Raw genomic sequence first — 23,714 nt, 5'->3', positions numbered from 1 at the left:
GGCCGGGACCGCCCCTGTCGCGCACAGGACCCGTGGGTAATGTGACGCGTCACAACGGCGGCCCTGGAGAGGAGACACCGTGGCGCTGTCCTCCGAAGCCCGGTCCCTCGCGGCGCGATGCGAGCCCCGGGTCAACGAACTGGCGCGCCGGATGGCCCGCGAGTCGTTCGAGGAACTGCCGGGCTACGCCGAGCTCCCGGACGACGTGAAGGACCTGGAGATAGCCGCGACCGCCCGCCACGGGGTGCGTCTCTTCCTGCGCCGCATCAACGACCGGCCCGGCAGCCACCGGGTCTTCCGGGAGCGGGCCGCGCAGCGCGCCGAGGAGGGCATGCCGCTGCACCTGCTGCTGCGTACGCACGCCCTGGGGGTCTACGTCCTGTGGCAGGCGTTGCGCGACGTGGCGCGTCCCGGCGAGGAGGCCGCCCTGGTCGAGCTCGTGGACGTACTCCTGGAGTCGCACCCGGCCATCGTCGGGACCGTGGCCGAGACCTACCTGGACGAGCGCTCGGCCCTGGAGGCCGAGCAGCGCGCCCAGCGCAGTTCCCTGGTGCGAGGCCTGCTCGACGGGATGGTGCCGCCCGGCCACGTGCTCCTCGACCAGTTGCGCCTCGCGGGGCCCGCCCTGGTCCTCGCGGTCGGCCTCGACAGGGCGCCCACCGAGGGCTCTGTGGCGGTACGGCGGCGGCTGCGGCGCCTGCAGACGGCCCTTGACCACGCCTTCGAGACGGAGGTGCTCGCGCTCCTCGACGCCGACGGGGGCCGGGTCATCGTCCCCAAGGAATGCCTGCCCCCGGAGGATCTGCCGCGCCGCCTGAGCAAGGCCTGCGAGCTTCCGGTGCGGGTGGCCGCCGTGGACGCTGCGGGGCCCGAAGCCGTGCCCGTCGCGGCGCGTACCGCGACGGAGATACTGCGCATCACGCGCGCGTGCGGGATGCCCCCGGGACTGCACCGCATGGACGACGTCCTGCTGGAGTACCACCTCTCCCGCCGCAACGAGAGCAGCCACCTGATCTCCGCGCTGCTCGACCCGGTCGCCGACCGCCCCGAGCTCCTGGAGACCCTGCGGGTCCACCTGGCCCATCAGCAGGAGCGCAGGGCCACCGCCGCCGCCCTCGGCCTGCACCCCAACACCGTCGACAACCGGCTCGCGAAGATCGGCGAACGGACCGGCATCGACCTGTCGGCACCGCGCGGCACGGCCCTGGCCATCGCGGCACTGCTGCTGCGTGAGGCCGAGAGCGCCCCGTCAGCCGATGGACCGTCCATACGCCCGTAGCGTGCGCAGTGCCTCGATGGTGACCATGGGGCGTGCCTCCAGGGCGGTGCCGGGCGCCCACTGCCGCCAGCGGATGGGCCAGCCGCCGTCGTCCTGCTGCTCCTGCTCGAGGTGGTCCAAGGAGAGCGCCATCTCCTCGTCCGTGAACCACGCGCGCGCGAGCGACTCGGGCACCTTCGCGTAGTCGTACGCGAAGTGGTGCTCACCCGGTGCGTAGCCCGGAGCGACCGGGTACGCGTCGAGCCGCCCGGGGTCGAGCGCCACGAGGCGCTGGTCCCGGGCGAGCCTGCCGAGACGGTCCGCGGCCGCCTCCGCGCGCGGGCGGTCCGGCGCCCCGTCCAGGAAGGCGACGGCCGCCTGGATCTCGTACGGATGTGACTTCTCGAGCGACTCGACAGCGGCCCAGCAGAAGTCGGTCGCCCGGAACAGCCAGGCGTGCCACACCTCGTTGCGGTGCAGCAGACCCACCACCGGACCGGTGGCGAGAAGCTCGCTCGGCGGGTCGTCCACGATCGGCACGAACGGCGCGCACGGATAGCCGCGCTGGCTGGGGTGGACCGCCGGAAGGGCGCCGTCCGGCGTGGACACCGAAGTCAGATAGCGGCACACGCGCTCCACGCGCTGGCCGCCGCAGCGCCGGATCGAGTCGAGGACGCGCAGCGCGTGCCCGGTGTGCAGGGGCTGGCTGACGGGGCCGCGCAGATCGGGCTCGAGCGCGTGGCCGTACCCGCCGTCCTCGTTGCCGTAGGCGGCAAGGGCGGTCTCCACCGCGTCGGCGAATGGTTCGGCGCCGCCCGGGCCGCTCAGGAAGTGGTAGGCGAACCGCCGCTGCTCCAGTACGCGCGCGGTGAGCCAGACGAAGTGCTCGGCGCGTGCGACCGGTGAGGGCGCGGCGTGCGGGGAAGCTCCGGTTTCGGCCATGCACAGACCGTAGGCCGGAAGGCGCCTTCAGGAAGCCCCCTGCGTCCGGCTGCACTCTCAAGGGCGCGATACTGGGGTCATGCGGTTGACGGTGTTCTGGGAGCGGATGGCCGACCATTTCGGGGCGGGGTACGCCGACTCCTTCGCGCGTGATCATGTGATGGCGGAGCTCGGCGGGCGCACCGTCCATCAGGCGCTGGACGCGGGCTGGGAAGCCAAGGACGTCTGGCGCGCGGTGTGCGGGGCAATGGACGTACCGGCCGAAAAGCGCTGACACGGGACGCCTCACCGCCTTCCGGTAGCCGTCACGAGCGCGCGGAAGTGCGAAGACATGGGGGCGGCGGCTGATTGTCGGTGGCGTGGGCGAGACTTGCACCGTGGCATCGACAGACGAGACCGCGCAGGTCGCCCAGGACGTAGCTCCGCTCGGCACGGCGCCGCCCGCACAGCCCCCGAACGGGGCCCGGGCCGGGCGAGGCGCCAGCATGCCGCGCTGGCTGCCGCGTGCCATGGTGCTCGCCCTCGCGCTGTTCGCCTGTTTCCAGCTGGGCAGTTGGGCTTTCCACCAGCTGACTGGGCTGCTGATCAACATCCTGATCGCGTTCTTCCTGGCCCTCGCGGTCGAGCCCGCGGTGAGCTGGATGGCCGCGCGCGGGCTGCGCAGGGGCTTCGCCACCTTCCTGGTCTTCCTCGGCGTCCTGATCGCGGGCGCGGGCTTCATCACGCTCATGGGCTCGATGCTCGCGGGCCAGATCGTGGACATGGTCGAGGACTTCCCCGACTACCTCGACAAGGTCATCAGCTGGATCAACCAGACGTTCCGCACGGACCTGTCCCGCGTCGAGATCCAGGACAGCCTGGTCCACTCCGACTGGCTCCAGAAGTACGTGCAGAACAGCGCCAGCGGCGTCCTGGACGTGTCGGCGCAGGTCCTCGGGGGCCTCTTCCAGCTCCTGACGGTCCTGCTGTTCTCGTTCTACTTCGCGGCCGACGGGCCCCGGCTGCGCCGCGCGCTGTGCTCGGTGCTCCCGCCGGCCAAGCAGGCCGAGGTGCTGCGCGCCTGGGAGATCGCGGTCGACAAGACCGGCGGCTATCTCTACTCGCGCGGCCTGATGGCGCTGATCTCCGGGGTCGCGCACTACATCCTGCTGCAGTCCCTGGGCGTGCCCTACGCGCCCGTGCTCGCGGTGTGGGTGGGCCTGGTCTCGCAGTTCATCCCGACCATCGGTACGTATCTGGCGGGCGCCCTGCCGATGCTGATCGCCTTCACGGTCGATCCCTGGTACGCGTTGTGGGTGCTGGGCTTCGTAGTGGTCTACCAGCAGTTCGAGAACTACGTACTGCAGCCCAAGCTCACCGCCAAGAGCGTGGACATCCACCCGGCGGTCGCCTTCGGGTCGGTCATCGCGGGCACGGCACTCCTCGGCGCGGTCGGCGCACTGATCTCCATCCCGGCGGTCGCGACGCTGCAGGCCTTCCTGGGGGCGTACGTGAAGCGGTACGACGTCACGGACGACCCGCGCGTCCACGGACACCGACGCAGGGGCGGAGCGCCCCTCCTGGCGCGCATGCGCCGTGCCCTGCGCGGGCCGAACGAGCCGGGGGCGGCGCCGGAGGCGGAGGCGGTGCCGGGCCCGGAGACGGCTCCGGGCGAGCGTCAGTAGGTGAAGACCGCCCAGATCCCGGAGGCGAGGACGGCCGCCACGTAGCAGCCGACGGCGACCGTTATCACCCGCTGCCGTGTCCGCTCGCTCCAGGAGGTGCGGGACATCAGCCAGGCAAGGGCGGGCAGGACAAGCACGGCGTGCAGGCTCACTCCGTGCAGCGGCTTGAGCGCCGCCGTGGAGTGGTACGCCGACTCCTGGTGGCCGGTCCGGGTCAGGAACACCCCGCGCGCGATCATCGAGGCGCCCGACGCGAGGGCGACGAGCAGGACGGCGAAGCCGGCCCGGAGCGCGAGAGCCATGCCCGTGGGCCCGGTGGGGCGGTGCTTGAAGGAGACGATCGCGAACGCCGAAAGCAGGACGACGAGGATGCCGCCGCCCACCGCGAGGGACATGGACACCGCGGAGTCGAAGCCGGTCTCCATGTTGAGATGCGATGGCACCTTGCGCCACGCCTGAAGTGTGATCCCGCCGACCTCCAGGACGCAGTCCGCGGCGAAGAGGACGAGCAGCGCGGTCCGGGTACGGGCCCCCATCCGCAGATACGACGTCACCCAGGCGACGGCGATCAGGGTCAGGCCGAAGGAGAGCCCGAAGGTGACGGGCTTGCGCCAGGAGACAGGCCCCTCCCAGGGGCCGCCGTCGACGGCGAACACCAGCAGGTGCGCGAGGCCCGAGAGGACCAGGACGGCGCCGGTCAGATAGCTGACGCGTTCGGCCGGGTGCGCCGAGCGCCACAGGGCGGGAAGGGGAGATGTCCCGGAGCGGCTTTCCATGAGGTCAAGCCTGGTGGGGAGCCGGCCTCCGGTCGTCGTCCGGCCGAAGGCACTGGCCGTACGCCCGGGGGAGTAGCTCCGGGTCGGCGGCCCGGGGGCGGGACGCAGGGTGGGTGGCCGGGTGGGTGGCCGGACGGCCCGACGCGGGGGCCGGATGACGGGTGTACGCCCGTGGAGCCGACCTGATCCGTACCCTCGGTGGTGCCGCGTGGTGCGCTTGACACCAAAATCGAACATCCATTCTTATGGGGTGTCTGGCGGCGTTTTCCCGGGGATTTCGCGGGGGGATGCCCGGAGCTCCGGCCGGTTTCGGCGGGGCGATCGCCTCGAGTTATCCACAGGCTGGACGGCCGTCGGGGCGGATTGTCAGTGGCAGGCGCTAGCGTCATTGACGTGAAGCGATCGACACAAGCAAATCGGGTGGAACCCATGGCAGGAACCGACCGCGAGAAGGCGCTGGACGCCGCGCTCGCACAGATTGAACGGCAGTTCGGCAAGGGCGCGGTCATGCGCATGGGCGAGCGGCCGAACGACCCCATCGAGGTGATCCCCACCGGGTCGACCGCGCTCGACGTCGCGCTCGGCGTCGGCGGCATCCCGCGCGGCCGTGTGGTGGAGGTGTACGGACCGGAGTCCTCCGGTAAGACGACGCTGACGCTGCACGCCGTGGCCAACGCCCAGCGCGCGGGCGGTGCCGTCGCCTTCGTGGACGCCGAGCACGCCCTCGACCCCGAGTACGCGAAGAAGCTCGGCGTCGACATCGACAACCTGATCCTGTCCCAGCCGGACAACGGCGAGCAGGCTCTGGAGATCGTCGACATGCTGGTCCGCTCCGGCGCCCTCGACCTGATCGTCATCGACTCCGTCGCGGCCCTGGTGCCGCGCGCGGAGATCGAGGGCGAGATGGGCGACTCGCACGTGGGTCTGCAGGCCCGCCTGATGAGCCAGGCCCTCCGGAAGATCACCAGCGCGCTCAACCAGTCCAAGACCACCGCGATCTTCATCAACCAGCTCCGCGAGAAGATCGGCGTGATGTTCGGCTCGCCGGAGACCACGACCGGTGGCCGCGCGCTGAAGTTCTACGCCTCCGTGCGGCTCGACATCCGCCGCATCGAGACCCTCAAGGACGGCACCGACGCGGTCGGCAACCGCACCCGCGTCAAGGTCGTCAAGAACAAGGTCGCGCCGCCCTTCAAGCAGGCCGAGTTCGACATCCTCTACGGCCAGGGCATCAGCCGCGAGGGCGGCCTGATCGACATGGGCGTGGAGCACGGCTTCGTCCGCAAGGCGGGCGCCTGGTACACGTACGAGGGCGACCAGCTCGGCCAGGGCAAGGAGAACGCCCGTAACTTCCTGAAGGACAACCCCGATCTCGCCAACGAGATCGAGAAGAAGATCAAGGAGAAGCTGGGCGTCGGCGTGAAGCCGAAGCCGGAGGAGCCGACGGCTGAGCCGGGCAAGGACGCGGCGGGCGCGGCCGAGGACGCCGCCAAGACAGTGCCCGCACCGGCGGCGAAGGCCACCAAGCCCAAGGCCGCAGCGGCCAAGAGCTGATCCGTGACGCGGCGAACCGACTGGGCGGAGCACACCGTCCCCGAGCATCACACCGCCCCCGCGGGCCAGGGCTTCGCGGACGGTGCGGATCAGGACGGCGCCGGCCAGGGTGGTGCGGGCACCGGCTCGCGTGGCGGCGGCAGGAGCGGCGGCCGTCGTCGGCGGCGAGGCGGTTTCGGTGACGGCCGGGGTGACAGCCGGGGCGACGGCCAACAGGACAGCGGCCCCCCTTCCTCGTCGAGGGCCGAGAAGGGGGAGTCGCCGACGGGGGATCCGGCTGAGCGGGCGCGGGCGATCTGTCTGCGCCTGCTCACCGGAACCCCGCGTACGCGCAAGCAGCTCGCGGACGCCCTGCGCAAGCGGGAAATCCCCGAGGACGTGGCGGACGAAGTACTGACCCGTTTCGAAGAGGTCGGCCTGATCAACGACGGGGCCTTCGCGGGCGCGTGGGTGGAGTCCCGGCACCACGGCCGGGGCCTCGCCCGGCGGGCGCTCGCGCAGGAGCTGCGGACGAAGGGCGTGGACGCCACGCTGATCGAGGAGGCCGTCGGACAGCTCGACTCGGAGCAGGAGGAGGCGACCGCACGCGAGCTGGTCGCCCGCAAGCTCCGCTCCACGCGAGGCCTCGACCGCGACAAGCGGCTGCGCAGGCTCGCGGGCATGCTCGCCCGCAAGGGCTACTCGGAAGGCCTCGCGCTGAGGATCGTCCGGCAGGCCCTGGAGGAAGAGGGCGAGGATACGGAAGACCTCGGGTACGACGGGGGCTGAGCGACCAGGGCCCTCGCGGGGGTGGGGCCCAGGTCAGGGCCGGGCGACGCGGTGCGAGCCGCGGGCCCGGCCCTTTCTCGTACACGGCCTCAACTCGCCTACCGCGCCTGGGGGGTGGGGGTAACCCCCCACTGAAGACGCCGGTCCACCGCACTGCACAGCTCCCTGTGCACAGGAAACTGTGTACGCATGGCAAAGCAACCCGGCACGACCGGCTCAGCCCCGGAAGGTGGGGCGGAGCCCGCATCTGATGGCGAGACGGACGCGGCCCTGCGTGGCGGGACCGAAGCCGTCCCGGAGTACGGGGCTGACGCGGTCCCCGGAGACGAGACCGAACCCGACGCAGCCCCCGAAGGCGAGCCCCAAGCAGCCCCCCAGCGCGCGGCAGCGCACCACGCCCACGAAGAGCTCCGTGATCTCCGCGTGCTCAAGGCGCTCGCGCAGCCCCGGCGGCAGCAGATGCTGCAGCACCTCACCGTGCACGGTCCTGCCACCTCCGCGACCCTCGCCAGGGATCTCGGTCTGAACACCGGGGCCACCAGCTACCACCTGCGCGAACTCGCCCGCTACGGCTTCGTCGAGGAGACCGGGGGTGCGGGGCACGGCCGTGAACGCTGGTGGCGCGCGGTCCCCGGCGACCGGCGCTTTCCGCCGCGCAGCAGGCAGAACGCCGAAACACGGCTCGTGATGGACGAGTTGAACCATCTTTCGTACGTCGCCGACCTGGAGCTCTTCGAGCAGTTGCAGCGGGACGGCGGCCCCGAACTAGGCGAGTGGACCGACGCGTTCCCGTACTCGCGCGGCACGATCCGGCTGACCCTCCCCGAACTCCGCGAGTTCTTCGAGGAGTACATCGCCCTGCTCAACCGCTACAAGCGCCCCGACGCCGAGACGCCGGCTGACGCGCGCACCGTGCTCACCCGGTTCCTGGCCTTCCCGGCACCCGAACTCCCGGACGAGCCCGCCCACCTCGCCGACCCCGCCCACCCCTCCGCACCCGACGCGACCGAACCCGAGGCCACATCATGATGCTGCGCTACGCACTGCAGACAGTCCGGGCCCGCAAGGGCGGATTCCTCGGCGCCTTCCTCGCGTTGATGTGCGCCGCCGCGCTCATCACGGCCTGCGGCACCCTCCTGGAGACGGGCCTGCGGGGCACCGTACGGACCGAGCGCTATGCCGCGGCCCCCGTGATCGTCTCCGCCGACCAGAACGTCCACCAGACCACGGTCAAGCACAAGAAGGGCAAGACCAAGGTCAAACACAAGGCCAAGCCGATCGCCGAACGGGCCTGGTTGTCGGACGACATCGCTCGCAAGCTCCAGGGAGTGAGAGGCGTCGGCGACGTCGTCCCCGAACTCACCTTCCTCGCCCAGCCGTTGACGCGCACGCCCGGAGACGTCTCCGGCGACCTCCCCGACAAGCCCGCGTACGGACACGCCTGGCGGTCGGCCGCGCTCACTCCGTTCCGTCTCGTCGAGGGCAAGGCCCCGCGCGCCGCCGGCGACCTCGTCATCGACCGCGACCTCGCCGACCGTGCCCGCCTCGCGCCGGGAGACCGGCTCACCGTGCAGTCGACACAGGCGCCGCGCACCTACCGGATCACCGGAGTCGCGGCCCCCGCCCAGGGTGCGCTCGCCCACCAGACGTCGCTCTTCTTCTCCGCCGGCGAGGCCGAGCGGCTCGCCGCCCACCCGGGACAGGTCACCGCCTTCGGCGTCGTACCCGCCGAGGGCACCGACACTGGCACCGAAACAGGAGACCTCAAGGCGGCGGTCACCCACGCGCTCAACGGAACGAAGGCGCAGGTCAGCGCCGGAGACGACCGTGGTCCCGTCGAGTTCCTCGACGCGGCGAGCGCCCGCGTCAAGCTGGTCAGCATGGGCGGTGCGATGGGCGGTACGTCCCTCCTCGTCGCCATCCTCGTGGTCGTCGGCACCTTCGCCCTCTCCGTGCAGCAGCGCCACCGCGAACTCGCCCTGCTCCGCGCCATCGCCGCCACCCCCAAGCAGATCCGGCGGCTCCTCGGCCGCGAGGCCCTGATCGTCGGCGCGGCCGCCGGCATCCTCGGCTCGCTCGCCGGAATCCCGCTCGGCGGCTGGCTGCACGGCCGGTTCGTGGACCTGGGCGCCGTCCCCGCCACTCTGGAGCGCTCCGTGAGCGTCTTCCCGCCCATGGCGGCCGTGGCCGCGACGCTCCTCGGGGCCTGGGCCGCCGCCCGCGTCTCGGCCCGCCGCATCGCCGGGATCCGCCCGGCGCAGGCCCTCGCCGAAGCGCGCGTCGAGCGCTCCGGGCTCCCATGGAGCCGCGTCATCGCGGGGCTCGTGCTCCTCGCCGGGGGCGCCGTACTGGTCGCCCTGCTCAGCGTCCTGCGCACCGAGCCCGCGTCGACTCCCGTGACATTCCTGGCTGTTGTGGTCCTCGCCTCCGCCGTCGCGCTGCTCGGCCCGCTCCTGGTCAAGGCGGCGGCCGCCCTGCTCCGCGGCCCCCTGCGGCTCTCCGGTCCCGGTGGCCGCCTCGCGCACGCCAACCTCCGGGGCAACGCCGCCCGGATGGCGGCCGCCGTCACCCCGCTCGCCCTCCTCACCGGCATGACCTGCACCGTCCTGTTCGTCCAGCCCACGCTCGGCGACGCGGCCCGCGCGCAGGCCCGCGAGGGCATCCGCGCCGACTGGGTCCTGGCGGCACAGGGGCCCGGCGTCCCGGCCCAGGCCGCGCAGAAGCTGCGTACGACCGAAGGCGTCGAGGCCGCCACCGAAGTCGTCCGCACCACCGTGCGCGTAGGCCTCGACAAGTACCCGGCGCAAGGCGTCACCCCGGCCGACCTGAGCCGCACCTGGGACCCGAACGTCACCGCCGGATCGCTGAAGGGGTTCGGCAAGGACAGCGTCGCCGTCAGCGAACTGGCCGCCGACCAGCTCGACTTGAAGCCCGGAAGCACCCTGAAGCTCACGCTCGGCGACGGCACAAAGACTGAGCTCAAGGTCGGTGCCGTGTACGCGCGCGGGCTCGGGTTCGGCGATCTGACCATGGCGCACGACCTGGTCGCCCGCCACGTCGACAACCCGCTCGCCGCCACGGTCCTGATCAAGAGCGACCGTACACAGGAACAACTCGCGGTGGACGTCGAGAAGTTCCCGGGTGTGCGGGTCCTCGCACCGGCCGAGGCCGACAACCTCCAGGCCGCACGCCAGCAGGCGAACGCCGAGGTGAACTACCTCGCCATGGGCCTCGTCCTGGCCTTCACCGCGATCGCCGTGGTCAACACCCTGGCCATGTCGGTCTCCGAACGCGTCCGCGAGTTCGCGATGCTGCGCCTCGCCGGAGCGAGCCGCCGCCAGGTCCTGCGCATGCTGCGCACCGAAGCACTGTCCGTGCTGCTCATCGGCACGGCCCTCGGCAGCGGCATCGCGCTCGCCGTCCTGACGGCCTTCAGCGTGGGCATGACCGGCAGCGCGGCGCCCTCGGTCGCTCCCTTGGTGTACGTCTCCGTGGTGGCCCTCGCCGCACTGCTCGCCCTCACCGCGACCGCCCTCCCCGGCCGCGCCGCCCTGAGGCCGCGCCCCGTGACGGTGGCCACGGCCAAGGAGTGAGGGTCACCGCTCGACGGGAAGCCCGGCGGCCCTCCACGCCTGGAACCCGCCGATGAGATCGGTGGCGTGCCGAAGCCCCAGCTGCCGCAAGGAGACGGCCGCCAGACTCGACGCGTAGCCCTCGTTGCAGACCACGACGACCCGCAGGCCGTGACCCACGGCCTGCGGGTCGCGGTGGCTGCCCTGCGGGTCAAGGCGCCACTCCAGTTCATTGCGTTCTACGACGAGGGCGCCGGGGATCAGCCCGTCGCGCTCGCGCAGGGCCGCGTACCGGATGTCGACGAGAAGTCCCCCGGCGGCAGCCGTGTCGCGTGCCTGCTGGGGAGTGACCCGGTCGAGATCGAGCCGTACACGCTCCAGCAACTCATCGATACCTATGGGCGGTTCGCCCACGGTCTGCTGCTCGCCGAGATCGTCGCCGCGAGCCACGGCACGCCCGCTCACTGCCAGTCCTCCGGACGCTCCACGGACTCCAGGCGGAGCACAGGACCGGTGCGGCTGTAGCGGCGGATGCGCGGCAGCGGCGGGTAGTAGGCGTGCACGGAGACGGCGTGCTCGGTGGTGGACTCGTTCAGGACCTCGTGCACGTGGTTCTGGCCGAACGCCCTGCCCTTGCCCGCCGCCAACTCCCGTTCGCGGTCCACCCCTTCGGACAGCTCCAGGGTCTTCCAGCCGTCGGTGGGCAGCCGCGCGGCGAGCGAGTTCTCCTTGAGGGTGCCCGCCGCGGTGAGGAAGGCGCCGACGGATTCGGCGTGGTCGTGCCAGCCGGTGCCGGTGCCTGGCGGCCAGCCGATCAGCCAGGCCTCGCTGCCGCCGGGACCTTCGAGCCGGACCCAGGTGCGGCCTTCGGGGTCGAGCGGCAGGGAGGCGATGAGCTCGGGGTCGGCGGCGCTACGACGTACGAAATCGAGCAGTTCGGCGGCGGTGGGCGCGGACGCCGGCGCGGGCGCGTGCGTGGTGGAGACAGAGGCAGACACGGGTATCCGTCCTGGAAGTTCGCGGAGGCGCGCACCAAAGAACACAAGAAACAGGGGCGCGCGAGGGGGGAAGGCGAATTCAGCAGGACGGACGACACACGCAGCCCGCATAGCGGACGAGGTCCATATGGACCCTCCGCCACAGGCGCAGATCGGTGTCGGTCACGTTTCGGAGTAGACCATGACGCTGCGTGCCGGTCAACTCTGGCTCACTGTGTGGTCGGCCGGCTCGCGACGGCCTTGCTCTCCGCCTTCTTCGCCTTCTCCGTAGTGTCCGTTTCGCGCGCCCGCTGCTTCGGAAGCACCCCGCCGAGCACCGTCTCGGCCGCCGTGTACAGCTCGGCGGGGCGCACCCCGCTCAGCGCGGTGACCAGGTGGCCGTCGGGGCGGATGAGCAGCACCGAGTGCGCGGCGGCCCCCGGGTAGCTCTCCGCGACGAGCAGCTCCGCAGGGTGCGGCAGCGCGGTCACCGCGGCGGCGAGCCGGGGCATGATCCCGGCCTTCACCCAGTGCCGCCGCTCCCACACCACCGTGCCCGGCGCGACCAGGACCACGAGCAGCTGCCCGAGGCCGAGCCGGTCCCGCAGCTGCACGAAGGACCCGTCGGGCGCCGTCACCCGCACATCGGCGACCGGGGCGCCCGGCTCGGTGCCGACCACCACCTCGGACTCCGATGGCGCGGGTGCCAGCGGTGACTCCGCGTACGACCCGGGCGCGCCGAGCGGGCCGCGCCCCACATGGCCGTCCGTGAGGAGCGTGTCGTGCCCGCGCGCCGTGCCCGGCACGTACGAGCGCAGCCCTCCGCCGCCCCGCAGTATCGGCAGCGACTGGTCGGCCGCGCGCAGGCGGGCGGCGACACTGGCGCGCCGCTCGGCCTGGTAGCTGTCGAGCAGGGATTCGCGCGCGCCGTGGTGCCAGGCGAGTGCCAGCTTCCAGGCGAGGTTGTCCGCGTCCCGCAGCCCTTCGTCGAGCCCCTGCGTGCCGAGCGCGCCGAGCAGGTGTGCGGCGTCGCCCGCGAGGAAGGCACGGCCGACCCGCCACCGGCGGGCGAGTCGGTGGTGGACGGTGTGCACACCTGTGTCGAGCAGTTCGTACGGCGGCGTGGATCCCCCGCACCACCCCGCGAGGGTCTCCCGGACGCGCGCCACGAGCGCATCCGGAGTCACCAGGTCGCCGCGGGGCGGCAGCAACCAGTCGAGCCGCCACACCCCGCCGGCGAGCGGACGGCCCGTCACCTCGGCGCCTCCGCCGCGCCACGGAGGCATCCGATGCAACAACGCTTCACCGGGCCTGGGAAGTTCCGTGCGCAGCGCGGCCACGGCGTGTCGCTCGACGGCCGTACGCCCCGGGAAGCGGATGTCGAGCAGCTTGCGCACCGTCGAGCGCGGCCCGTCGCAGCCCACCAGGTAACTGCCGCGCCACCAGGTGTCCTTGGGCCCGCGGGTGTGGGCGGTGAGCCCGCCCGAGTCCTGCTCCAGGGAGTCGAGCTTGCTCTCGACCGCGATCTTGACGAGGCGCTCATCGGCGATGGCGGCGCGCAGAGCGCCGGTCAGCACATGCTGCGGCACATGCAACGGCGGAGGCGTCTGATCACTGAACGTGAGCTCCCGCATGAGCTGCTTGCGGCGCAGGGAACGCCAGCCCGCCCACCGCGCGCCCGTCTCCATGTCACCGAACGAGTGACCGGCGAGCCGCTCCATGAGGGCCGCGGTGTCATCCCGCAGGACGACGGTCCGCGCGGGCCGCTGCTCGTCCTTGCCGGGCCCTTCGTCGAGTACGACGGTGGGTACGGAGTGCCGCGCGAGAGCCAGGGCGAGCGTGAGCCCCACGGGCCCCGCACCGACAACGATCACCGGGTCCACGGTGCACGACCTCCCGCCGCAAGGGCCCGGGAGCGCTGGACGTACGTACAAGAACTGGCAGTTGGAGCCCGGTGCACGATCACAGAACGTATGCAACCCATTGCCGGTGCTTGCGTCAAGTGACGACGTCGTGTGGGGACGGCTTAAACGATGGGGCGGCGATACTACGTCGTCCCCGGTCAGGCTCGTTCCCCGAGGCGTCCGGTCAACGAGCCTGCTGGACGGAACTACGCAGCTGCAGAGGCTTGCCAAGCGATTCGGGCGGCGTGGAGTCGACTCGCTGCATCAAGTTTCATGCAGATTGATCGAACATGCCCTTTCACCGTCTCTGAGCTTATTCCGAGGAGAGTTGCCACTTCTTTGTTGGGTAGTGCCTCGGCGATGAGCTCCAGCACTTGGCGCTCCCGGGTGCTGAGCTGCCCGAGTTTCTCGCGAGCCTCTCTGGTGTTATTGGAGAAGTGATTCGGTTTTGAGTACTCGTTAAATACATGGTCTGCGATTTCAGGGGAAAGGGCGCGACTTCCCTTGTGTATGGCGTCCACGGCCCAGGCGAGATGTCGAGCTGCCGTCTCTTGGAGCAGGATTCCGAACGCATCCAGGGTGAGCAGTCTCCGAACCTCGCTCACACGTATTCGTTGGGCGATCACGAGAATCTTCGGGGGATCTTTGAGTCGCTTTATGCGTTCGATGGCTTCAATAGACTCACCCGCGGTGACGGTGCAGACCATGATGATATCGGCGCGTGCAAACCCTCGTAGAGGCAACGCTTGGTCAAGTTCTCCCTGTGATGTGATGCGAACTTCGAATTGAGAAGACAAAATCGCGACCAAGCTGGCCCGAAAGAACTCGTTATTGCTGGCAATCGCTACCTGGATCATCATTAAACCCCCGGCTCCCCGAGACTCCGAAGTGTCGCCACTGCCTGGTCAGGGCGAATGGCTTGGCGGCAACATTGCCGAGCTCGCCCTGTGTCCGTCAAGCTACTCACGGTGATGGCGCTGCAATTTGAGCTTCTATTGAGGGAGGTGAGGGGTGCTCGGCTGCGCCGAGTGTCGTTTTGCCCTGAAAGGACGCCATTCTCCGATTGTGGCGGGATTGCTGTCGGGGTGGGTCTGGTGGTGTCGGCTGCAGCAGTTGCTGCGCTGGATTAGGCGCCCCCAGTGTGGGGGCGGGAGCTCCAAGGACCCCCAAGTGGGGGGTGCCGGATTCGCAATTTGCAAATATACGGTAACTCTCAAGGAAAAGGGGATAGTCTCCGATTCGATCAGTGAGGTGAGTTTACGGATGCGGATGGATTTCGGTGGACAGGATGTCCGTCGAGCTACGACGTCGCCTTGGGGTAGGCGTGGCATCGCTGCCCTTGCTGGTGCGGCTGCATTGGTTTTCGTGCCGTCGGGCGTGGGGGTAACTGCTCCTGCGGCGGCGAAAGAGCGCGGAGCGGTGAGTGCCTCCGGCGAATGCGGGTCTCCGCAAATCAAGATCAGATATTCCGGGCGTCACCCCAAGATCTACTTCAAGTCCCCCTCGGGGTGCAGTCGCGGCCGTCATGTTCTCGGTCTGGGGGCGGCGGTCTGGTGTGATGGGCGGCGAGTGGTGAGGATCCAGGGCGGCAGTGTGGTTGGTAAGACACCAATCAAGACCCCGACCAAGAAGCTTCCCACGAAGGCGAACTGCAAGCGTCTGCAGGCCACTGCCAACATTAGGTATGTGCAGGCGGACTTCGATGACGACTGGGCATGGAAATGGGGCAACTTTCCTGCCTGACTGCCGGGCTCGTTTTTTCAGGTCAGATTCATGAAATGAATCTGACCTAGCTGAATCCACTCGGAGGGGAATTAGTGCCTTACTCGAAGATTGCAGTGCGCCGCGGCTTGTCGGCTGCTGGAGTGTCGCTGCTCATGTGCCTCGGCGCGACAACTGTCCCTGCACACGCCGACGGGCCGACGGAAATATATCGCGGCACAGTCAAGGGGAGCATCGATATTCTGGGGGGTGGCCACACCTGGAAATTCAAGGATAAGCAATACATCAGTACCAGCATGAGGAATACTCGAAAGCATAGTATTCGCGTTACGTACAAGGGTTGCAAGGAGTGGAGGGCTCGGGCTGCCGTCAGGTACCCCGGTTCTGGTGGCCCTGACATGGACGAGCAGACGGTCAAGGGATGCAACAAGACGGCATGGCTGACTGTGATGGGAAGCAAGCGCTCAGAGGTTACTCTGGGTATCAAGCTCTCCGTATCCGGAGACTACCAAAGTAAGGAAATACGTCCACGCTAAGCGTGGCGACCATACACATGGCGGAGGCAGCGGCATGAATGCCGCTGCCTCCGCCATGTGTGTCCGTAGGACCGGCGGTCCCTAGATGCCGCCGCTGGCGTCTCCGGGGTCGCCCGGGATCTTCTTGGGGCCGACTGTCTCAAGGTTGTCGAGCGCCGCGGGGCCCACTACGGCCCCGGTGCTCTTCTTGGCTCGGCGCAGTCGCTTCTCGAGCCAGCTTGCGAAAGTCGTGAGTGCGAAGTTGATTGCCACGAAGATCACCGCGACGATGGTGAAGCTCGCGATGGTGTTCGCGCCGTATGCGGCGCTCATGGGCCGGACCGAGGCCAGCAGTTCCGAGAACGTGAGCATCGCGCCACCGAGCGCCGTGTCCTTCACGACGACCACGAGCTGGCTGACGATTGCGGGCAGCATCGCGGTGACCGACTGCGGGAGCAGGACGGACCGCATCGTCTGTCCCTTGCGCAGGCCAATCGCCATCGCGGCTTCGGACTGGCCCTTGGGCAGGGACAAGATTCCCGCTCGCACGATTTCCGCGAGAACCGACGCGTTGTAGAGCACCAGACCGGTGACGACGGCATAGAGCGGACGGTCGTCCGAACTGACGTTGGTGAACTCGGAGTACGCCGCGTCGGCGAACAACATCAGGATCAGCACCGGGATCGCGCGGAAGAGCTCCACGACGGTGCCGGACGGAATGCGCACCCAACTGTGGTCGGAGAGACGCGCAATACCGAAGATGGCGCCCAAGGGAAGGGCGATCAGCATGGCGAATGAGGCTGCCGTGAGGGTGTTCTCAAGCCCCGGCCAGATGTATGTCTCCCAGGCACGGGTGTCGGTGAAGAAAGGCTTCCACTTCACCCAGTCGAGCTGGTGCTTCTCGTCCAGCTTGGCGTACACCCAATAGGCGACGGCAGCGAAAGCGGCGAGGAAAACGATTGAATAGACGATGTTCCGCCGCTTGGCGCGAGGCCCCGGAGCGTCGTACAGAACGGAGGTCATCGCTTCACCGCCACCTTCTTGCTCACCCAGCCGAGGATCAGACCGGTGGGAAGGGTGAGGCACATGAATCCGAGCGCGAAGATGGCCGAGATCAGCAGCAGCTGAGCTTCGTTCTCGATCATCTCCTTCATCAGGAGTGCGGCTTCGGATACGCCGATCGCCGAGGCGACCGTCGTGTTCTTGGTCAAGGCGATCAGTACGTTCGTGAGTGGCGCAACGACCGCGCGGAAAGCCTGCGGCAGAATCACCAGTCCCAGCACCTGAGTGAAGCTGAGGCCGAGCGCACGTGCCGCCTCGGCCTGGCCGACGGGCACGGTGTTGATTCCGGACCGCAGCGCCTCACAGACGAACGCAGACGTGTAAAGGGTCAGCCCGAGCACCGCTAGCCGGAAATTGATCGTCTTGAACTCTTCCGCACCCAAGTTGATGCTCAGCGTCTGGAAGAGCCCCAGGGACGTGAAGACGATGATGACTGTCAGTGGGATGTTTCGCACCACGTTCACATACGCGGTACCGAAACCTCGCATGAGTGGCACCGGGCTGACTCGCATACCGGCCAGCATTGTTCCCCATATGAGGGAGCCGACGGCGGAGAGCGCGGTGAGTTTCACCGTCACCCAGAAGGCCGCCAGCAAGTCGTAACCTTCAAGAAAGTCGAACACGATCTCCCGCGCTTCCGCGTGTGGGGAGGGCGTGGCGCGCCGCCCAGGGGGACGGCGCGCCTATCAAGCCCTGCTTCACTTCTTGATGTCGCCGATCTTCGGGGCGGGCTCGTACTTGTAGTTCGCCGGGCCGAAGTTGGCCTTCACGGCCTTCTCCCACGAACCGTCGTCGACCATCTTGGTCAGCGCGGCGTCGATCTTCTTCTTGAGGTCGGCGTCGCCCTTCTTGAGGCCGATGCCGTAGTTCTCATTGGTCATCTTGAAGCCGGCGAGCTTGAACTTGCCCTGGAACTCCTTCTGCGCGGCATAGCCCGCGAGGATGGAGTCGTCCGTGGTCAGCGCGTCGATCGCCTCGTTCTCCACGCCGGTCAGGCACTCCGAGTAGCCGCCGTACTCCTGCAGCTGGGCCTTCGGGGCCAGTTCCTTCTTGATGTTCTGCGCCGACGTCGAGCCGGTCACAGAGCAGAGCTTCTTGTTGTTCAGGTCCTTCGGCGACTTGATGGACTTGTCGTCCGCGCGGACCAGGATGTCCTGGTGGGCGAGCAGGTAAGGGCCGGCGAAGTCGACCTTCTCCTTGCGCTCGTCGTTGATCGAGTACGACGCCGCGATGAAGTCGACGTCACCACGCGAGATCATGTTCTCGCGCTCGGCGCTCTTGGCTTCTTTCCACTCGATGTCGTCGGCCTTGTAGCCGAGCTCCTTGGCGACGTACGTCGCCACGTCGACGTCGAAGCCTTCGTACTTGCCGTCCGGGGTCTTCTGGCCGATGCCCGGCTGGTCGAACTTGATGCCGATGGTGATCTTCTTGCCACCACCGGAACCCTTGTCGTCCTTGTCGTCCGAGCCACAAGCGGTGGCGGTGACGGAGAGGGCGAGCACGACGGCGGCCGCCGCGGTGACCTTACGAACCTTCATGGTGAACATCCTTTGTGTCGGCAGAAGAGATTGAGACGCAGAGGGCTCGACGCGTGATGCGTCCAGCGCGTCAGTGGTGAAGGATCTTCGACAGGAAGTCCTTGGCCCGGTCACTGCGCGGGTTGCTGAAGAACTGGTCCGGCACGGCCTCTTCGACGATCCGGCCGTCCGCCATGAAGACGACGCGGTTGGCCGCGGACCGGGCGAAGCCCATCTCGTGGGTGACCACGACCATGGTCATGCCGTCACGGGCGAGCTGCTGCATGACCTCGAGGACCTCGTTGATCATCTCCGGGTCGAGCGCCGACGTGGGCTCGTCGAAGAGCATCACCTTCGGGTCCATCGCCAACGCGCGTGCGATCGCGACGCGTTGCTGCTGGCCACCCGAGAGCTGCGCCGGGTACTTGTCGGCCTGCGAGGCGACACCCACGCGGTCCAGGAGACCGCGTGCCTTTGTCTCAGCTTCCGCCTTGGACGTCTTGCGCACCTTGATCTGGCCCAGCATCACGTTCTCGAGCACGGTCTTGTGCGCGAAAAGGTTGAAGGACTGGAAGACCATGCCCACGTCCGCACGGAGACGGGCGAGCTCCTTGCCCTCCTGGGGCAGCGGCTTGCCGTCGATCGAGATCTCTCCCGACTCGACCGTCTCCAGGCGATTGATGGCGCGGCACAGTGTCGACTTGCCCGACCCGGAGGGGCCGATCACGACGACGACCTCACCGCGGGTGATGGTCAGGTCGATGTCCTGGAGGACGTGCAGAGCGCCGAAGTGCTTGTTGACGTTCTTCAGCACGACCAGGTCGTCCGCCCCGGGCGGTATGGCGTCCTTGGTCACCGATACTTCGGTCACGGCTTGTTGCTCCATCCTCCTCGGTTGGGAGGACAGTAATAACCCGGTGCGACCAGCGTCATTACATCTGAGGGGAAATTGAGCATAACGATCCGGCCGCAACCGGACACTCCGCGTGAAGGGGACGCCCTGCGTAGCTCTGCGCGCGTACCGGCTGCATAACGGAACGTGCCCGTAACCCGAACCCTCTTGACGCCGCCCTTATCCATCGGCGTGGATGCCTTGGTGCGTACGCACGCGCGCGTACCGGCCATCGGCAAGCGCGAACGAAACGACCGATGAACCGGAGGGGGCCCGCATGAGACTGCTCCTCGTAGAGGATGACAATCACGTGGCCGCCGCCCTGTCCGCGGTCCTGGCCCGGCACGGCTTCGACGTCGTGCACGCACGCAGCGGCGAGGAGGCCCTGCAGGCCCTGCTGCCCGGCGAAACGGCGCCCTTCGGAGTCGTACTGCTCGATCTGGGGCTGCCCGACCAGGACGGCTACGAGGTCTGCGGCAAGATCCGCAAGCGTGGGTCGACGCCCGTGATCATGGTGACAGCCCGTGCCGACGTGCGCTCCCGGATCCACGGCCTGAATCTCGGGGCCGATGACTACGTAGTGAAGCCGTACGACACCGGGGAACTGATAGCCCGCATCCACGCGGTCATCCGGCGCCCCCCGTCCGGCGCCGCGGCGGGCCCCGCCGACAGCGAACTGCGCCTCGGTCCCGTACGCATCGAACTGCCCACCCGCCAGGTCAGCGTGGACGGTTCGACCGTCCAACTGACACGCAAGGAGTTCGACTTGCTGGCGCTCCTCGCGCAGCGGCCCGGTGTGGTGTTCCGCCGGGAGCAGATCATCAGCGAGGTGTGGCGCACCAGCTGGGAGGGGACGGGGCGCACCCTTGAGGTGCATGTGGCGTCCCTGCGCTCCAAGCTGCACATGCCGGCCCTGATCGAGACCGTACGGGGCGTGGGCTACCGCCTCGTCGCCCCGGCCGCGTAGCGCGTAGCGAGGTCAGGTGCGCACTCGCCTTCTGCCGCTGCTCATCGTCCTCATGGCGGGAGTGCTGCTCGCGCTGGGCTTCCCGCTCGCGGTGAGCGTCGCCGCGGCGCAGCAGCAGAAGGTGGTCGTCGACCGGATCGACGACACGGCGAGATTCGCGGCGCTCGCGCAGTTCGTCACGAAACGTCCCACCGGCTCGCGGGTGCGCGACAAGGACGAACGCCGCGAAACCCTCCAGACCGAACTCGACTACTACCACGAGGTGTACGGGATCAGGGCGGGCGTCTTCTTCCGGGACGGCCAGCCCATGGCGCACGCGCCCGGCAACTGGTTCCTGCCCCCGCGCGGGCACGAACGGGAGGCCTTCGAGGAGGCACTCAGGTCCCGCGGCAGCCACGATCCGCGCCAGGTGTGGCCCTGGCAGCGCGGCCGGCTAGTCGTCGCCTCTCCGGTGATCAGGGACGGTGACGTCATCGCCGTCGTCGTCACCGACTCGCCCACGGGTCACATGCGTTCGAAGACCCTGCAGGGATGGCTGCTCATCGGCGCAGGCGAGTCGGCGGCGATGCTGCTGGCTGTGGGCGCCGCGCTGCGGCTCACCGGCTGGGTCCTGCGCCCGGTGCGGGTCCTGGACGCGACGACGCACGACATAGCGACCGGGCGCCTGAAGTCGCGGGTCGCGGCCGCGGGCGGGCCGCCGGAACTCAGGCGCCTGGCCCGGTCGTTCAACGAGATGGCGGACAACGTCCAAGACGTGCTGGAGCAGCAGCGCGCCTTCGTCGCCGACGCCTCGCACCAACTGCGCAATCCGCTCTCCGCCCTGCTGCTGCGCATCGAGCTGCTCGCCCTCGAACTGCCCGAGGGTAACGAGGAGATCGCCTCTGTGCGCACCGAGGGCAAGCGCCTCGCCCAGGTCCTCGACGACCTGCTCGGCCTGGCGCTCGCCGAGCACGCCGACGCGGACCTGAGCCTCACCGACATCGGCGAGCTCGCGTCGGAGCGGGTCGGGGCCTGGCGGCCGCTCGCCGAGGAGAGCGGGGTCCGGCTCACGGGGGAGTGCCCCGCCACCACCGGCTGGGCCGATCCCGTCGCGCTGTCCAGCGCCCTGGACGCGGTGATCGACAACGCCCTGAAGTTCACGCCCGAGGGCGAGGAGGTGCGGGTGGAGGTCTCCGGGAGCGGAGCGATGACGACGATAGTGATCACGGACGGCGGACCCGGCCTCACCGAGGACGAACTCGCCCGCATCGGCGACCGCTTCTGGCGCAGCAACCGCCACCAGAACGTGAAGGGCTCGGGCCTCGGCCTCTCCATCTCGCGGGCCCTGCTGGCGGCGGGCGGCGGCTCCATCGCCTACGAGAGCCATGAGCCGCACGGGCTGCGGGTGACCGTCGGCGTCCCGCGCACGGAAACCGCGTCGACGACGTGAGTGCCGATGGCTGAGCGTCGATGACCGCTACGGCTTGATCGACCCCTGGTAGCGGCGCGCGCACGACGGCGTTCAGCTCCGGTTCAGCGCAGGGGGGCCACAATCAGAAACATGCGGGTACTGGTCGTCGAGGACGAGGAGCGCTTCGCGGACGGGCTGCGCATCGGCCTGGAGGCCGAGGGTTTCGCCGTCGATGTCGCGCTGGACGGCACGGACGGCCTGTGGCGGGCGCGCGAGAACCCGTATGACGCCATCGTCCTGGACATCATGCTGCCGGGTCTGAACGGCTACCGCGTCTGCGCGGCCCTGCGCGCCGAGGGCAACTGGACCCCCATCCTGATGCTCACCGCCAAGGAGGGCGAATGGGACGAGGTCGAGGGCCTCGACACGGGCGCCGACGACTACCTGACGAAGCCCTTCTCGTACGCCGTGCTGCTTGCCCGGCTGCGCGCGCTGCTGCGCCGCGACCTCCGTGAGCGGCCCGCGGCGCTCACGGCCGGTGATCTGCGGCTCGATCCGGCGGTCAAGGAGGTCACACGCGGGGCGGTGCGGGTCGAACTGACCGCCCGGGAGTTCGCGCTCCTTGAGTTCCTGCTGCGCAGGCGCGGCGAGACCGTGTCCAAGCGGGAGATCCTCGCCCATGTCTGGGACGACGACTTCGACGGCGACCCGAACATCGTCGAGGTCTACGTCAGCCATCTGCGCACCAAACTCGACCGGCCGTTCGGAAGAGCAGCCATCGAGACCGTGCGCGGCTGCGGATACCGGCTGGCCTCCGATGGCGGGTAGACAGGGGGTGAGGGTCCGGTCGACCGCGGCAGCCGTCCTCGTCGTCGCGGTGGGGTTGGTCGCGGGTGCTGTGGCGCTGGTGGCGCTGTTGCAGGCGGAGCTCACCGACGACGTACGGCAGGCGGCACGCGCGCGTGCCGGGCAGGTCGCCGCTGTCATCGAGTCCGGGCGCGGTGTGCCGTCCCTGGCGGTGGCCGAGCGCGACGAGCAGTTCATCCAGGTCCTTGACGCCTCCGGGGCTGTGGTGGCCGCAAGCAAGAACGTGGCGGAACTGCCCGCCCTCGTGCGCCCGGACAGGGGCGGCGAGAGCAGGATCACCACCCCGCTGGACGAGGACGAGTTCCTGGTGGTGGCGGTCGCCGCCGATGGGCCGGACGGCAAGCAGACCGTGCTGGTCGGGCGGGCGCTGATCGCGGTCGCGGAGTCGACGCAGATCGTCACCAGGCTGCTCCTTGTGGGACTGCCGCTGCTGCTGATCATGGCCGCCGCAGCCACCTGGATGGCCGTCGGGCGGGCGCTCGCGCCGGTCGCGGCCATCCGCGCCGAGGTCGAGGAGATCTCCTCCGCGCAGCTGCACCGCCGCGTGCCGCTGCCGCACGGCCGCGACGAGATCTCCGCGCTCGCCGCCACCATGAACCGCATGCTGGACCGCCTCGAAAGGGCCCAGACGGCACAGCGGCGGTTCATCTCGGACGCCTCCCACGAACTGCGTTCCCCTGTCGCCTCCATCCGGCAGCACGCCGAGGTCGCGCTCAGGTATCCCGGCAGGACCGATCAGGAGCAGCTCGCGGCGACCGTCCTCGCGGAGGACCTGCGCATGCAGCGGCTGGTCGACGATCTGTTGCTGTTGGCACGCGCCGACGAGGACGCGCTGAGCCCACGCCTCCAGCCGGTCGACGTCGATGACTTGGTGCTCGACGAGGCGCGGCGGTTGCGCTCGGCGATGACGGGGCTGCGGATCAGTACGGCCGGGGTGTCGGCGGTGCGCCTCGACGCGGACGAGCAGGGCCTGCGGCGGGTGCTGCGCAACCTCGGTGACAACGCGGCCAGGCATGCCCGCTCCCAGGTGGCTTTCGACCTGGCGGCCCGGGCGGACGGCCTGGTCGTCCTCGGGGTCGAGGACGACGGCCCCGGAGTGCCTGCCGCCGAGCGCGAGCGGGTCTTCGAGCGGTTCGTGCGGCTCGACGACGCCCGTTCCCGCTCTGTGGAGGACGGCGGTGGCAGCGGCCTCGGGCTCGCGATCGTGGCGGAACTGGTGGCGGTGCACGGTGGTGCGGTGACCGTGGCGCGCGGGGAGCTCGGCGGGGCCCGGTTCGAGGTCTCGTTCCCTGCCGGATCCGCCTCCTGAAGGCCCTTTCAGTTTCGTTCAGGGTCCGTTCAGCGGCCTCCTGCCACGGTCGTCGTAC

Annotated in this window: 22 protein-coding genes; 11 read left to right on the top strand and 11 right to left on the bottom strand. The window is 69.3% G+C overall.

The window, feature by feature from the left end; all coding sequences use genetic code 11:
* Window positions 1–79: 79 nt before the first annotated feature.
* Window positions 80–1,279, top strand: a complete 1,200-nt coding sequence (locus AB0O76_RS34045) for a helix-turn-helix domain-containing protein (protein WP_365499380.1) — start codon at window positions 80–82, stop codon at window positions 1,277–1,279.
* Here AB0O76_RS34045 and AB0O76_RS34040 read toward each other — a convergent pair.
* A complete protein-coding gene (locus tag AB0O76_RS34040) occupies window positions 1,250–2,200 on the bottom strand; it encodes a hypothetical protein (protein ID WP_365499377.1) in 951 nt (316 codons plus the stop codon). The two genes, AB0O76_RS34045 and AB0O76_RS34040, sit on opposite strands and share 30 nt — an antisense overlap.
* 79 nt (window positions 2,201–2,279) lie before the next feature.
* On the opposite strand from AB0O76_RS34040, the gene AB0O76_RS34035 reads away from it, so the two are divergent.
* Both AB0O76_RS34035 and AB0O76_RS34030 read left to right on the top strand, forming a co-directional pair.
* Entirely contained in the window at window positions 2,280–2,474 is a 195-nt protein-coding gene (locus tag AB0O76_RS34035; RefSeq protein WP_361816589.1) for a DUF3046 domain-containing protein, read from the top strand.
* A 103-nt stretch (window positions 2,475–2,577) separates the two neighbouring features.
* The gene (locus tag AB0O76_RS34030; RefSeq protein WP_365499373.1) at window positions 2,578–3,864 is read left to right on the top strand and encodes an AI-2E family transporter; all 1,287 of its coding nucleotides are present in this window, start codon (window positions 2,578–2,580) and stop codon (window positions 3,862–3,864) included.
* On the opposite strand, the gene AB0O76_RS34025 is transcribed toward AB0O76_RS34030, so the two are convergent.
* Window positions 3,858–4,640, bottom strand: a complete 783-nt coding sequence (locus tag AB0O76_RS34025) for a hypothetical protein (protein WP_365499370.1) — start codon at window positions 4,638–4,640, stop codon at window positions 3,858–3,860. The two genes, AB0O76_RS34030 and AB0O76_RS34025, sit on opposite strands and share 7 nt — an antisense overlap.
* Before the next feature lie 429 nt (window positions 4,641–5,069).
* Here AB0O76_RS34025 and recA point away from each other — a divergent pair, with 429 nt between their 5' ends.
* The 4 genes from recA to AB0O76_RS34005 all read left to right on the top strand — a co-directional run bounded on the left by recA (window position 5,070) and on the right by AB0O76_RS34005 (window position 10,555).
* Complete coding sequence (gene recA, locus AB0O76_RS34020) at window positions 5,070–6,194, top strand: recombinase RecA (RefSeq protein ID WP_365499367.1); 1,125 nt, start codon at window positions 5,070–5,072, stop codon at window positions 6,192–6,194.
* A gap of 3 nt (window positions 6,195–6,197) precedes the next feature.
* Complete coding sequence (gene recX / locus AB0O76_RS34015; RefSeq protein ID WP_365499364.1) at window positions 6,198–6,962, top strand: recombination regulator RecX; 765 nt, start codon at window positions 6,198–6,200, stop codon at window positions 6,960–6,962.
* Window positions 6,963–7,151: 189 nt separating this feature from the next.
* Entirely contained in the window at window positions 7,152–7,991 is an 840-nt protein-coding gene (locus tag AB0O76_RS34010; RefSeq protein ID WP_365499361.1) for a helix-turn-helix domain-containing protein, read from the top strand.
* On the top strand, window positions 7,988–10,555 hold the full coding sequence (locus tag AB0O76_RS34005; protein WP_365499358.1) for an FtsX-like permease family protein: 2,568 nt from the start codon (window positions 7,988–7,990) through the stop codon (window positions 10,553–10,555). The genes AB0O76_RS34010 and AB0O76_RS34005 overlap by 4 nt, the downstream gene beginning before the upstream one ends.
* A 3-nt stretch (window positions 10,556–10,558) precedes the next feature.
* On the opposite strand, the gene AB0O76_RS34000 is transcribed toward AB0O76_RS34005, so the two are convergent.
* From AB0O76_RS34000 to AB0O76_RS33960, 9 genes are all read right to left on the bottom strand, one after another.
* Entirely contained in the window at window positions 10,559–10,984 is a 426-nt protein-coding gene (locus AB0O76_RS34000; RefSeq protein WP_365499441.1) for a rhodanese-like domain-containing protein, read from the bottom strand.
* Window positions 10,985–10,995: 11 nt separating this feature from the next.
* Window positions 10,996–11,532 carry a cysteine dioxygenase gene (locus AB0O76_RS33995; RefSeq protein ID WP_365499355.1) on the bottom strand — a complete coding sequence of 179 codons (537 nt, stop codon included), beginning with the start codon at window positions 11,530–11,532 and terminating at the stop codon, window positions 10,996–10,998.
* A gap of 79 nt (window positions 11,533–11,611) precedes the next feature.
* A complete protein-coding gene (locus AB0O76_RS33990; protein ID WP_348541654.1) occupies window positions 11,612–11,698 on the bottom strand; it encodes a putative leader peptide in 87 nt (28 codons plus the stop codon).
* A gap of 43 nt (window positions 11,699–11,741) precedes the next feature.
* Window positions 11,742–13,394: an FAD-dependent monooxygenase gene (locus tag AB0O76_RS33985; RefSeq protein WP_365499352.1), complete on the bottom strand. Its 1,653-nt coding sequence runs from the start codon at window positions 13,392–13,394 to the stop codon at window positions 11,742–11,744.
* A gap of 227 nt (window positions 13,395–13,621) precedes the next feature.
* Window positions 13,622–14,275 carry a response regulator transcription factor gene (locus AB0O76_RS33980; protein WP_365499349.1) on the bottom strand — a complete coding sequence of 218 codons (654 nt, stop codon included), beginning with the start codon at window positions 14,273–14,275 and terminating at the stop codon, window positions 13,622–13,624.
* A gap of 1,479 nt (window positions 14,276–15,754) precedes the next feature.
* Entirely contained in the window at window positions 15,755–16,675 is a 921-nt protein-coding gene (locus tag AB0O76_RS33975; RefSeq protein WP_365499346.1) for an amino acid ABC transporter permease, read from the bottom strand.
* Entirely contained in the window at window positions 16,672–17,337 is a 666-nt protein-coding gene (locus AB0O76_RS33970; protein WP_365499343.1) for an amino acid ABC transporter permease, read from the bottom strand. The genes AB0O76_RS33975 and AB0O76_RS33970 overlap by 4 nt, the downstream gene beginning before the upstream one ends.
* Before the next feature lie 75 nt (window positions 17,338–17,412).
* The gene (locus AB0O76_RS33965; protein ID WP_365499340.1) at window positions 17,413–18,252 is read right to left on the bottom strand and encodes a glutamate ABC transporter substrate-binding protein; all 840 of its coding nucleotides are present in this window, start codon (window positions 18,250–18,252) and stop codon (window positions 17,413–17,415) included.
* Between the two features lie 70 nt (window positions 18,253–18,322).
* Entirely contained in the window at window positions 18,323–19,102 is a 780-nt protein-coding gene (locus tag AB0O76_RS33960) for an amino acid ABC transporter ATP-binding protein (RefSeq protein ID WP_363310129.1), read from the bottom strand.
* Window positions 19,103–19,400: 298 nt separating this feature from the next.
* Here AB0O76_RS33960 and AB0O76_RS33955 point away from each other — a divergent pair, with 298 nt between their 5' ends.
* The 4 genes from AB0O76_RS33955 to AB0O76_RS33940 all read left to right on the top strand — a co-directional run bounded on the left by AB0O76_RS33955 (window position 19,401) and on the right by AB0O76_RS33940 (window position 23,656).
* On the top strand, window positions 19,401–20,090 hold the full coding sequence (locus AB0O76_RS33955; RefSeq protein ID WP_361816624.1) for a response regulator transcription factor: 690 nt from the start codon (window positions 19,401–19,403) through the stop codon (window positions 20,088–20,090).
* 16 nt (window positions 20,091–20,106) lie between these two features.
* Entirely contained in the window at window positions 20,107–21,519 is a 1,413-nt protein-coding gene (locus AB0O76_RS33950; RefSeq protein WP_365499336.1) for a HAMP domain-containing sensor histidine kinase, read from the top strand.
* A 111-nt stretch (window positions 21,520–21,630) separates the two neighbouring features.
* Window positions 21,631–22,308 carry a response regulator transcription factor gene (locus AB0O76_RS33945; RefSeq protein ID WP_365499333.1) on the top strand — a complete coding sequence of 226 codons (678 nt, stop codon included), beginning with the start codon at window positions 21,631–21,633 and terminating at the stop codon, window positions 22,306–22,308.
* A 7-nt stretch (window positions 22,309–22,315) separates the two neighbouring features.
* Entirely contained in the window at window positions 22,316–23,656 is a 1,341-nt protein-coding gene (locus AB0O76_RS33940) for a HAMP domain-containing sensor histidine kinase (RefSeq protein ID WP_365499330.1), read from the top strand.
* Window positions 23,657–23,714 lie beyond the last annotated feature (58 nt).

It is taken from the genome of Streptomyces sp. NPDC086554 (assembly GCF_040686095.1).
Classification (GTDB): domain Bacteria; phylum Actinomycetota; class Actinomycetes; order Streptomycetales; family Streptomycetaceae; genus Streptomyces.
The sequence above is the reverse complement of the archived record's forward strand: the minus strand, read 5'-3'. Positions and strand labels throughout refer to the sequence as shown.